Annotated in this window: 12 protein-coding genes and 1 tRNA gene; 6 read left to right on the forward strand and 7 right to left on the reverse strand. The window is 40.0% G+C overall.

Annotated elements, in window-relative coordinates:
- The first annotated feature begins 46 nt into the window (after positions 1-46).
- The gene (locus ACL8WY_RS12620; protein WP_436515119.1) at positions 47-823 is read left to right on the forward strand and encodes a response regulator transcription factor; all 777 of its coding nucleotides are present in this window, start codon (positions 47-49) and stop codon (positions 821-823) included.
- Between the two features lie 53 nt (positions 824-876).
- Here ACL8WY_RS12620 and ACL8WY_RS12625 read toward each other — a convergent pair whose 3' ends face one another.
- Together ACL8WY_RS12625 and ACL8WY_RS12630 are read right to left on the reverse strand one after the other, a co-directional pair.
- On the reverse strand, positions 877-1,098 hold the full coding sequence (locus ACL8WY_RS12625; RefSeq protein ID WP_089356648.1) for a DUF2795 domain-containing protein: 222 nt from the start codon (positions 1,096-1,098) through the stop codon (positions 877-879).
- A 142-nt stretch (positions 1,099-1,240) separates the two neighbouring features.
- Positions 1,241-2,440 (reverse strand): DUF349 domain-containing protein, encoded by a 1,200-nt coding sequence (locus ACL8WY_RS12630; RefSeq protein WP_436515120.1) that lies wholly within the window; start codon positions 2,438-2,440, stop codon positions 1,241-1,243.
- A gap of 53 nt (positions 2,441-2,493) precedes the next feature.
- Here ACL8WY_RS12630 and ettA point away from each other — a divergent pair, with 53 nt between their 5' ends.
- A complete protein-coding gene (gene ettA / locus ACL8WY_RS12635) occupies positions 2,494-4,173 on the forward strand; it encodes an energy-dependent translational throttle protein EttA (protein ID WP_436515121.1) in 1,680 nt (559 codons plus the stop codon).
- A gap of 6 nt (positions 4,174-4,179) precedes the next feature.
- The gene (locus tag ACL8WY_RS12640) at positions 4,180-5,457 is read left to right on the forward strand and encodes an amidohydrolase family protein (protein WP_436515122.1); all 1,278 of its coding nucleotides are present in this window, start codon (positions 4,180-4,182) and stop codon (positions 5,455-5,457) included.
- Positions 5,458-5,595: 138 nt separating this feature from the next.
- Here ACL8WY_RS12640 and ACL8WY_RS12645 read toward each other — a convergent pair whose 3' ends face one another.
- Both ACL8WY_RS12645 and ACL8WY_RS12650 read right to left on the reverse strand, forming a co-directional pair.
- The gene (locus tag ACL8WY_RS12645) at positions 5,596-6,285 is read right to left on the reverse strand and encodes a head GIN domain-containing protein (RefSeq protein WP_436515123.1); all 690 of its coding nucleotides are present in this window, start codon (positions 6,283-6,285) and stop codon (positions 5,596-5,598) included.
- 46 nt (positions 6,286-6,331) lie between these two features.
- A complete protein-coding gene (locus ACL8WY_RS12650) occupies positions 6,332-6,832 on the reverse strand; it encodes a CAP domain-containing protein (RefSeq protein ID WP_436515124.1) in 501 nt (166 codons plus the stop codon).
- A 232-nt stretch (positions 6,833-7,064) separates the two neighbouring features.
- Here ACL8WY_RS12650 and egtB point away from each other — a divergent pair, with 232 nt between their 5' ends.
- Both egtB and egtD read left to right on the forward strand, forming a co-directional pair.
- Positions 7,065-8,321 (forward strand): ergothioneine biosynthesis protein EgtB, encoded by a 1,257-nt coding sequence (gene egtB, locus ACL8WY_RS12655; RefSeq protein WP_436515125.1) that lies wholly within the window; start codon positions 7,065-7,067, stop codon positions 8,319-8,321.
- Between the two features lie 6 nt (positions 8,322-8,327).
- The gene (gene egtD, locus ACL8WY_RS12660; protein WP_436515126.1) at positions 8,328-9,281 is read left to right on the forward strand and encodes an L-histidine N(alpha)-methyltransferase; all 954 of its coding nucleotides are present in this window, start codon (positions 8,328-8,330) and stop codon (positions 9,279-9,281) included.
- Positions 9,282-9,285: 4 nt separating this feature from the next.
- Here the strand turns inward: egtD and ACL8WY_RS12665 are convergent.
- The 3 genes from ACL8WY_RS12665 to ACL8WY_RS12675 form a co-directional block, all read right to left on the reverse strand.
- Positions 9,286-9,369: transfer RNA gene (locus ACL8WY_RS12665), tRNA-Leu, on the reverse strand.
- Positions 9,370-9,496: 127 nt separating this feature from the next.
- Positions 9,497-10,081 (reverse strand): TIGR00645 family protein, encoded by a 585-nt coding sequence (locus tag ACL8WY_RS12670; protein WP_436515127.1) that lies wholly within the window; start codon positions 10,079-10,081, stop codon positions 9,497-9,499.
- A 78-nt stretch (positions 10,082-10,159) separates the two neighbouring features.
- On the reverse strand, positions 10,160-10,552 hold the full coding sequence (locus ACL8WY_RS12675) for an RDD family protein (RefSeq protein ID WP_436515128.1): 393 nt from the start codon (positions 10,550-10,552) through the stop codon (positions 10,160-10,162).
- A gap of 46 nt (positions 10,553-10,598) precedes the next feature.
- Between ACL8WY_RS12675 and ACL8WY_RS12680 the strand changes: the two genes are divergently transcribed.
- Complete coding sequence (locus ACL8WY_RS12680) at positions 10,599-11,636, forward strand: SRPBCC family protein (RefSeq protein ID WP_436515129.1); 1,038 nt, start codon at positions 10,599-10,601, stop codon at positions 11,634-11,636.
- The last annotated feature ends 69 nt before the right edge of the window (positions 11,637-11,705 follow it).

Consider the following 11,705-nt stretch of genomic DNA (forward strand, 5'->3'; position numbering starts at 1 on the left):
CGGGGTATTTTTATCAGTTGATAATTTGTGTACTAATTTTCCCTGTATGAGTAAAAAAGTTTTAGATAGCTACAATGATATTTTTTCAACCTTCCAAGAGTTCAAAGGGGAGACCTTAGAAAAACATGTGGAAAAGCTGCGCAGACTAGATGAGCTCATTCCGCATAGTGAAACTTTCTTTTGTGTGACCAACACCAGTTCGCAGGCATTTGAATACATAAGCAAAAATTTTGAGCCTACAATGATGCTTACTGCTGATCAAATGCTCGAAGGTGGAATGAAGTTTTGGTGGAATCAAATGCATCCAGAAGAAATGAGTACATGGTTGCAGTCTTTAAAGGATCTCATGATTTTCACCATGCAAAATATTGCACTGGAGGATCGTAGAAGGATGACATATACCTGGAATTATCGTGCAAAGGATGGGAATGGGATTTACAAGAATATCATTCAACACACAACACCCATGTTTTTTGATGATGAGGGAAAGCCAATCGTAGGATTGGCACATTACTCTGTGCTAGAAGCTCATGAAATATTGCCAATTCAGGCAACCGCAAAAATTCTAAACTCCAATGATGAGTACGAAACACTATTTTATCAAATGTATGGTGGACAAAAGCTTTTGGTTGGAGACATCACCCACCGTGAACGCGATATACTTCGTCTGATTTCTTTCGGATTCACCAATGATGAGATATCTGATAAGCTTAATATCAGCACGCACACGGTGAAAACACATCGTAAGAATGTGATGACGAAAACAGGAAGCAAGAATACTACCCAGCTCATCGCAATGTGTATTCGGCAAGGAGTAATATAAAAAAAGCCTCGACTGGTGATCGAAGCTTTGATTTTTTCCAGAATTAAGATAATCTAATACTCATCCTCATTAAAGAAGAAGTCTTCTTTAGTAGGATAGTCTGGCCAAATTTCTTCAATATTTTCAAATGGCTGTCCGTCATCCTCCAGTTCCTGCAAGTTTTCTACAACTTCCAAGGGAGCTCCTGATCGGATAGAATAATCGATCAATTCATCTTTTGTGGCGGGCCAAGGTGCATCTTCCAAATAAGATGCAAGTTCAAGTGTCCAATACATATTCTAGCCTCAGTTTATAAGTCCTGTTTTAATAATGCGCGCAAATATATATTATTATAATTTATGTGCACTAAATCTATTTTATCCTTCAGCGAAAGGTAATTTTCTTACAGTAAAACGCAAGAAAAAGTTTCTAATTTTTTTAAAACTCTCCGGAATCTACCCATTCAAGCAATTTTGACTTCACGTCAATCTTCCTCTTTTGGCTTTTAATCTTACTCTCAACCAGCTTGTTCATTTTTCCATCCGGCGATGAAAAGTTAGAAGAATTATCCTCATAGGTCTTCAGATCCTCTTCGTCACGTGAAATTAGGTTTTTGATTATGTCGCTTTTGATATTTTTTTTCTTTTCGACTTCCAACTTTTCGAAATCAGGAAATCGTTTATTCGCTAGCTTAATTATAAACTCACGCTCATTCAAAAGCTGAATCAGTTCGAGACACTTGAATTTGTCTGGATTCTTTGCTCGGTCACGGAAAAGCTCTTTTTTGGTTTTACCAAGCTCATCTCCATCATACGCCACTTTCCTAGCTTTAATCGCTTCAAGTTTAGAAAGTAATTCGGTATAATCTTTTGGAGGCTCATACCTCTTGCCTTTCAAAAGTTGATTAAACTCATCGTTTAAAGGTTGGTAAAACTCAGCGGGAATGCCGCCAATCTCCTTCCAGTTTTCCTTAAGCCCTTTGACTTTAGTGAATCGTTCTTTACCATGTATATCAGCAAGCTTTTTTGCCTCGTCGATGAGCGCTTGATATTGCCTTTTACGATGATCAGTTAGCTTTATTTTATCTTCAAAAAATTGTTTTTTTCGATCGAAAAAGTCTTCGATTACTCCCCAAAAAGATTCTTCAAGGGCTTTATTCTTATCCTCTTCGGCACTTCCTGTTTTGATCCACCTGCTCTTAATATCATTTATTAATTCCGTAGCTTCTTTCCAGTTAATGACTTCAACGGCTTCCTTCGCCTCAGCTAAAAGTGAATTCTTGATTTCTGTATTTCGAACTCTGTTTTTTTGGATGATATCCCTTACAAGGGATTCATATTTAAGAATCTTTTCTTGTAGAACCTGATAATCCCCTAAGCCATCATGCTGAGGTAGATGCTCACGCAGGTGAACAAGTTTCATTAAAAATGATCCTTTATTTTCTGTGGAATCAATCTTTTCCGTGACTTCAGCGATCTTTTTTTCCATGTCGGAGAAACGTTCTTGAAAAAACTGAGCCGACTTTTCCGGGTTATTATCGCGAACTTCTCCGATTTCTCTGTCTGGGTTTTCGTCCCAACTCTTTTGAAAAACCTTTCCGTCTTTTATATATCCAAATGGTACCTGTATACTGTCCAAGGTGAGTTAATTCTTAAATGCGTAGTATCTTCGATTTCTAATCAAACTTAAGCATGTCAGACGAAAAGATCATCTTCTCCATGTCGGGGGTAAACAAGATTCACCCGCCGCAAAAACAAGTACTTAAGAATATTTATCTATCATTTTTTTATGGTGCGAAAATAGGCGTACTCGGGCTTAATGGAGCCGGTAAGTCCTCATTGCTTCGCATTATTGCAGGAAAAGATACAGATTATCAGGGTGAGGTCGTATTTTCTCCCGGATTTTCTGTTGGAATGCTGGAACAAGAACCTGAGCTTGATCCTGAGAAAACAGTAATAGAAGTTGTAAGAGAAGGGGTGAAAGAAATCAACGATCTTCTGAAAGAATATGAAGAAGTGAACGCGAAATTCACCGAACCTGAAATTTTAGAAGATCCTGATAAAATGAATAAGCTCATTGAAAAACAGGGTGAAATTCAGGAAAGATTGGACGCTAGCGGTGCCTGGGAGATCGATCATAAGTTAGAACGGGCAATGGACGCCCTAAGAACTCCTCCTGAAGATGCAGTTATTAAGAACTTATCTGGTGGGGAGAAGAGGCGCGTTGCACTTTGTCGTTTGCTTCTTGAACAACCAGATGTCTTACTTCTGGATGAGCCAACTAACCATCTTGATGCTGAATCAGTACTCTGGCTGGAACAACATTTGCAACAGTATGAGGGAACTGTAATTGCAGTAACTCACGATAGATACTTTCTTGATAATGTAGCTGGATGGATCCTGGAGTTGGATAGAGGCGAAGGAATTCCTTGGAAAGGGAATTATAGCAGTTGGCTGGAACAAAAGGAGAAACGACTTGCAAAAGAGGATAAACAAGAATCTAAGAGGCAAAAGACTTTGCAGCGAGAACTTGAGTGGGTTCGGATGAGTCCTAAAGGAAGACAGGCGAAGGCGAAAGCTCGTTTGAGCGCCTATGATAAGCTTTTGGGAGAAGATGCAAAAGAGAAGGAAACACAACTGGAATTATATATTCCACCTGGCCCAAGATTAGGAGCCAAAGTCATTGAGGTAAATGGAGTGGCCAAAGGCTATGGCGATAAGCTACTATATGAAGATTTATCATTTAGTCTTCCTCAAGGCGGTATTGTTGGCGTTATTGGACCAAATGGAGCGGGTAAGTCAACACTTTTCAAAATGATTACTGGCAATGAGACACCGGATAAAGGAAGCTTTGAAGTCGGGGAAACGGTGGTCATGAGTTACGTTGATCAAGAGCATGACCAATTGGATCCGGATAAAACCGTATTTGAGGTAATCTCAGAAGGTAATGAAATCATTGATCTTGGAGGAAGGGAAATGAATGCTCGAGCCTATGTGAGTAAATTCAATTTTTCTGGAAATGACCAAGGCAAAAAGGTCAGTGCATTATCAGGAGGAGAGAGAAATAGAGTTCACCTTGCTCTGACATTAAAGAGAGGAGCCAACCTGATCCTTTTGGATGAGCCGACAAACGATTTGGATGTAAACACTTTGAGAGCTTTAGAAGAAGCTTTGGAAAATTTTGGAGGCTGTGCGGTTGTGATCAGTCACGACAGGTGGTTTCTTGATCGTATTGCTACCCATATACTTGCTTTCGAAGGAGGTTCACAAGCTTACTGGTTTGAAGGAAACTTCACAGAATACGAAGAAAATAGAAAGAAACGCCTTGGAGATGAAGCACCAAAGCGGATCAAATACAAAAAACTAATATAACTGACCATGAAAAAACTAACCTTAATCCTACTCTCACTGGCATTATCGGTGTCTGTTTTTGCTCAGCGTACTATAATTCACGCGGGCAGTGTAATAGATGGTGTCTCTAAAAAAGTCGCAAAGGAAAGATCTCTTGTAGTAGAAGGAAATAAGATCACCGCTATTGAGAATGGCTATATAGCTGCAGAAACCGGAGACGTTGTTATTGACCTCAAGAATCACACGGTGATGCCAGGTTGGATCGACTTACATGTGCACATCGAAGGCGAAACCAGCCCAGATCGATACATCCGTGTGTTTACCGATAACCCAGCAGACAAAGCATTTTTATCCGTTGACATAGCTAAACGAACATTGATGGCAGGATTTACCACTGTTCGAGATGTAGGAGGAAGTGGTGTAAATGTGTCATTGCGAAATGCGATAGCGAAGGGAATTATAGACGGTCCTCGAATTTTCACTTCAGAGAAAGGAATCTCTATCACTGGAGGTCATGGGGATCCTACCAATGGTTATCGCTCGGACTTGATGGGCGATCCGGGTCCGGAAAGCGGAGTTGTGAACGGTGTGGATGATGCAAGAAAAGCGGTGCGCCAGAGATACAAAAATGGAGCTGACCTTATCAAGATTACCGCGACAGGAGGAGTGCTTAGTGTAGCAAAAGATGGACAAGGAGCACATTTCCAGGAAGTTGAAATAAAGGCAATAGTAGAAACAGCAGCTGATCTTGGTTTTCATGTAGCTGCACACGCTCATGGCGATGAGGGAATGAGGAGAGCGGTGGCAAACGGTGTGAAAACCATCGAGCATGGCACATATATGAGTGATGCTACCATGGAGCTGATGATTGAAAAAGATGCCTATCTCGTGCCAACTATTACCGCAGGAATGGAAGTCGCTGAGAACGCAAAGAAACCTGGATATTATCCAAAGGTAGTCGCCAAGAAAGCGCGAGTAATTGGTCCATTGATTCAAGGCACCTTTGCTAAGGCTTACAAAAAAGGTGTTCCAATTGCGTTTGGAACCGATGCAGGCGTATTCAAGCATGGCGAGAACGCACGAGAGTTTACCTACATGGTAGAAGCAGGAATGCCTGCGATAGAAGCCATTATTTGTGCAACTTCCAACAACGCAGCCTTATTGGGAATGGGAGATCAATTGGGATCTCTGAAGTCAGGCTATCTGGCTGATATTGTAGCTGTTTCCGGTAATCCGCTAGAGGATATTGAGGTAATGAAGGATGTGAAGTTTGTGATGAAAGAGGGAAAGATTTATAAGAATTGAGAGTTGTAAATTGACAAAAAATATTAAGCCGGGTTTGTCCGGCTTTTTTTATTTAAACCTCCTTGATAGGAAATAAGAAAGCCCAATTTCTTGGGCTTAAAGTCTAATATCTATTATCTAAAGTCTTTTATCTAAGAATCACATCTTTCGGACTTTGCCACTTCCGGACGAATTGCTGATCACACGATCAGGATCGCCGGAGTAATAGACACTACCACTTCCAGAAATGCTCGCATCAATTTCTTCTGTTGCATTAATGTAGCAACTACCTGAACCACTGATACGGGCTGAAAATATTTTGACTGTCAAGTCTTCAGCCTTCACCTTCCCGGAACCACTGATTCTGGCTTGTGCTTCTTCGGCATTGCCGCTAAGACGGATGCTACCTGAACCGGATATGCGCATTTCCATTTCATCGCTGTTCAGCTCCAGATCCATATCACCTGATCCGCTCACAGAAAGCTCTATGTCTTCAGTTTCGAGCATTCCATGACCTTCAATCAATCCACTTCCGCTGACAGAGAGTCCTTCGATTTCTTTCATGGTGACATAAATGTCTACTTCTGATTTCCTCCATCCATTGCCCCAACTCCAATTGCCTTCTTTTTTGATTACAAGTCGGTCGCCTCGCATTTCAAATTCAATTTCATCATAGATATCATCTTCACATTCGATTTCCACTTTATTACTTGAGCCCTGCTTTAAGTAAACAGTACCTGCAATGCCTAGGGAAAGCTCTGAGAAATTGCCAACATCAACCGTTCTTTTCTGGCCGAGTACAGGAAGTGAGATGGAAATAGAAAGTAGTAAGGTTATTAAAGTCTTCATCTTAACGTTTTTTTATTAGAGACAGATTATTAGTACTAAGGTTGCATTAATAGGGTTTTTCTCCCACCCAATTTCCTGGTGGATCATAATTACAGACCCAAATATCCATACCATCACATTCTATCTTTGCACAGCCAACCTTTCTTGTGGTTTGCCAGACAATCTGGGTATAATGTCCGCACATTTTACCAGGTTTACATTTATTTTTATTGTAGTTATAATCAGCTTTTTCACCAGCCCATGCGTCAACCACATAACCAGCGTCAAATGCTCCAGCTGTTCCCTTGAAAAGATTTTCTCCAAATTTGTTATCCGGCCTGTGTTCCCATCCGCAATTTTTTCGTTTGAGCTTCTTGGCCCAATCGGCTGCTAATTCAGCCATTTCTTCTGACCAAACCAGTTTTTCAGTTACTCCCACATCTGCTCGCCAATAGTTGTGCCGTTCCAAAATCATTTTTATTTCATTTTCAGTAAGAGCCGTCTGTTCATCAGCAGGAGCTGGGGAGATCAGCCAAAGCAGACTTAGAAAGTACAATACAACATTCATAAGCGTAAATGTAATTTTTAATGTCTTTTAACAAACACATCTAACGAACTGGCAGGGATTTTGATTTATTTAATTCAAATAGCTAAGAACATGAATTTGTTCTTGTCTTTTTTGGTTAGTTGAGGGCCCTGTCTGCCAGCCGGCGGATAGGGTTTCTTTTTTTGAATAATAGTCCATTTTTTGTGGATTCTGTCGTCAAGATTTATAAATTGAAAAAAATCCTTAATTCGTTTTGCAATCGACAATTTCTTCTCAGACCGGACTATTAAATAATTATAGAAGCGTTAGGGCTCAAACTCAATTTCTCTGCGATCCCCTTGAAATTGAAGACTTTGTTGTACAGCCTGTAATGGACGTGAGCCCACTCAAATGGCATCTCGGGCATACTACCTGGTTTTTTGAGACCTTTGTTTTGAAGCCAAATGTCAGGAGCTACAAAGAGTTTCATCCTAAGTATCCATTGTTATTCAACAGCTATTATATTTCTGCAGGTGAGCGCTGGTCTCGCGAGAATCGTGGACAACTTACACGACCCACGGTGAGAGAAATTTTTGAGTATCGCAGCTATGTGAATGATGCCATGGAGAAATTCTTGCAGGGCGAAATATCAGCTGAGGTTGCTAGTGTAGTAGTTCTCGGATTGAATCATGAGCAACAGCATCAAGAGCTATTCTTATATGACATTAAACGAATATTAGGTGACAATCCATTGCATCCTGCATATCGAACAGAGAAAAGGATCCCTCAAAAGATACAGGCGAAAGCGAAATGGCTCAATGTTGATGAGGGAATATATGAGATTGGATTTGAAGGTGAAGGCTTTCATTTTGATAATGAAGAGGGAAAGCACAAGGTCTTTTTGCATAATTATCAGATTGCTTCGCAGCTGGTGACCAACGGAGAGTATCTGGATTTTATCAGAGATGGCGGATATACCAATCACATGCTTTGGCTATCTGAGGCTTGGGATTGGGTTAATGCCAATAATGTAAGTGCTCCACGTTATTGGAGTCAGGAGGACGGAGGTGCTTGGTGGCACTATACATTGCATGGTTTTGAGGAAATAGATCTAAATGATCCATTGTGCCACATTTCGTATTATGAGGCGGATGCTTTTGCAAGATGGAAAGGCTGTCGGTTGCCAACGGAGCAGGAATGGGAGGTAAGTTGTAACACATTCTCACCTCAGGTATCTAATAAGATAAATTTTGTTGAGGAAAATAACTTCAGACCGATTCAAACCGAGGATCATAGCTTTTATGGAAATGTGTGGGAGTGGACGTCAAGTCCCTACACGGCCTACCCATACTATAATCCGCCGGAAGGCGCTCTTGGAGAATACAATGGAAAATTCATGGTTAATCAAATGGTGCTTCGAGGAGGATCGTTTGGAACGGCCAGAAATCATATACGTTCTACTTATCGTAATTTCTTTCACCCACATTTGCGTTGGATGTTTTCGGGCATTCGGCTAGCGAAGCATATATAATTTTGAATGTCTAAAGATACAATTACCCTAACTCCACTTGCTGAAGACGTCTTTAGTGGGCTACAAGCACGCAATAAGTTTCTATCATCTAAGTATTTCTATGATGCAAAGGGTGACGAGCTATTTCAACAAATCATGCATTTGGATGAATACTACCTAACCAGAAAGGAGCTCGAAATTTTTAATACACATAAGCAAGCCATCCTCGAAGCAATTAATGATGGAGAAGTTTTTAGGATCATTGAGTTAGGGGCAGGAGATGGCTTAAAGACGAAGGTTTTACTTAAGTATTTTATCGAACAAGGTGTTGATTTTACCTACACTCCCGTAGACATTTCCGGAAATGTGCTTGAAATTCTCGAGAGGAACTTAAAATCTGAAATCCCCGGACTTAACATAGAGTCGTATGAAGGCGATTACTTCGATGCCCTTGCTGAAATATCTGAGAGTCTAGAAAAAGACATTGTCTTTTTCCTTGGATCCACTATAGGAAACTTTACACAGGAGGAGGCAGAAGAATTTTTAACCGATCTTCAAAATTTTCTAAAAGAAGGAGATCTGCTTTTTTTGGGAGTGGATCTGAAAAAAGACCCATCAATTATCCTCAATGCTTACAATGATGCGCAGGGTGTAACGAGAGAATTCAATCTCAATCTTTTAGATAGGATCAATTCTGAGTTAGGTGCTGACTTTGATCGAAATCAGTTTCAACACTATCCATACTATAATCCTCATACAGGAGAATGTAGAAGCTATTTGATTAGCAAGGTTGATCAGACAGTGACCATTGGTGATGAAGAATTCCACTTTCGAGAGTGGGAGGCAATCTTTATGGAGGTGTCAAAGAAATATGATCAACCTCAACTAGATTCATTAGCTTCTGTTGCAGGCTTTAAAAAGCTAGCCTCGTTTCTAGATGAGGATCGTTGGTTTGCAGATGTCCTTTGGGAGAAAGGATAAAAAGTGCGCATGAGAAGATTCGAACTTCCACGGGATTGCTCCCACCACCCCCTCAAGATGGCGTGTCTACCAATTCCACCACATGCGCAGATTGGGTTGCAAAAATAGTTTTTCCAGCCAAATTCACAATTAAATTTTAGAGCTAAGCCTATTTAGGTTATCAATAAAAAAGCCGAAGGATTTCTCCTTCGGCTCTTATCAATTCTATTTCTTACTTAATGTGCATGTTCGTCATCCTCATCTTCAGTTGCCGCATGTCCGGTGTGGTGATAGCTATGCGTGATTTTCTCAGTTTGAGATAGGAGTAGTGCAGAAACAATAAAAACCATATGAATAACAATCTCGATCACGATACCTTCAGGAGATGTTTTTTGTACTTCGTTTCTGTAATCAATAAATGTCTTCAATAGATAAACTCCGGAAATGGAAGCAAGAGAAGTCGCTAGTTTGATTTTCAATTGACCGGCATCCAGTCCTTCCAGCCACAGAGGCTTATCATCATGCATGTCTACGTCAATTCGGCTGGTAAATATCGAGTATCCACCTATTGTTACCATCACCACCAGGTTCATTACCATTGAAATGTCTACCAAACCCAAAATACTCAGCATCATTTTAGTTTCGTTCCACATGGTAGTGTATTTAACCATGTATAGTAACTCTTCGAAAAACTTGTAGAGGTAGAAAAATGAGGCAATTATTAGGCCTGTATATAATGGAGCTTGTACCCATCTACTCCAGAAAATGAAGCCTTCGAAAAAATTTTCAAACCGTTTTATCGGGGAATTGTCGTTATCCATATCCTTTCAATCAATTTAAAACTATGCTGAAATATAAAAGATTATTTAGAGGTATTCTTTCTAAAAAACGAAATTAAGCTAATCTTCCTCAAATATTACCAATGTACCACCAATATAGTCATGTAGAGCTTTTCTTTTTGGATTGAAAAGAATTGCAATAAAGCCAAGAAAGAAAAATAAAAGCGAGAAGATTTTACAAATATTTCGAATAACTGCCTGAGCTATTGTTGCATGCCCGGATTCATTATTGGTGACTTTAATTTTTGCCCATTTTTTTCCTGGAGTCGCCTGCATGGAACTTAACTCGAAGAATATATGGTAGGAAAAATAGATTCCTGCTATGAAAAGATAGTCATAGTTAGACCTGGGTATAACTAGTGAGGCTAGGTAATAGAGCAATAGTAGTGGAAGCAAATCAATATTATGTGCGAGCAACCTAGGCCAGAAGCCTGCATATTTCTGATTTATCACTTCCAAATCAATTAATTTTATTCAATCACAAAATTCAACAACTATTATGAAAGTTCTTAAAATCATTGGAATCATTATTCTGATTCTAGTAGCTCTTTTTTTAGGGCTAATAATATTTGGTCCCTCATCAGGCCATCTTGAAAGGAAAATTACCATTAACACAACGCCGGATATTGTATACAATGAGGTGTCCAATCTTAATACCTTTAATAAATGGTCGCCATGGTTTCAGGTGGATCCGGATGCAGAGTATGCCTGGGAAGGACCTTCCTCTGGTGAAGGTTCTAAAATGATCTGGTACAGTAAAAATTCGGACGTTGGTAATGGCTATATGGAAATTACTGAAACTAGAAATGGGGAATTTGTGCTGATGGATATGGGGTTCGATCAAAATAATAATAGGGATTTTACGGATGAAGGAGAGGAAAAACCAACAGCCTCATTTATTCTTGAGTCTGATGGAGGAAGCACCAATGTCACCTGGACATTTGATATTTCCGGTGTTTCGGGCATGGAAAAAATGATGGTAGTAGGGTTGGATATGTTCTTGGGACCCTTTTATGAGCAAGGTTTAGCTGCATTAAAAGAACGAGCTGAAAGCGCGCCAACTTTTAATGTCAAAATAGCTGTTCAGGATGTTGATCCAATCACCTTCGCAGGTAAAGAAGTTTCATCAGCCAATAATCAAGATGAAATTTCAACTGCCATGGGACAGGCATATAGTGACGTCATGGAAGCTATCATGAGTAACAACTTAAATATGACGGAAGGATACCCATTAGCAATAGCCACAAACTATAGTGAAGAAAGCATATCAATGATTTGCGGTATTCCGGTTGCCGAAGGGTCAAGCATTGAGAATAACGATGTAACTATCATGCAATCTCCTGATGGTCGAGCTATCAGAGCGCTTCACTTCGGTGATTATTCATTGTTGTTAGAAACACACGAGCAAATCGATCAATACGCTAAATATTATGGGTACGAGCTTACAGGTAATCCTTGGGAAATATATGTAACCGATCCAAGTGTGGAAACAGATACTTCGAAGTGGATCACCGAAGTTTACTATCCGACCAATTAAGATTTTCTGACAATTACTTCTATGAGCCTCCATTTGATGGAGGCTTTTTTATTGGTTTGGTGGTATGTC

Origin of the sequence: Ekhidna algicida (assembly GCF_051379705.1) — a bacterium.
In the GTDB taxonomy this organism is placed as follows: Bacteria; Bacteroidota; Bacteroidia; order Cytophagales; family Cyclobacteriaceae; genus Ekhidna.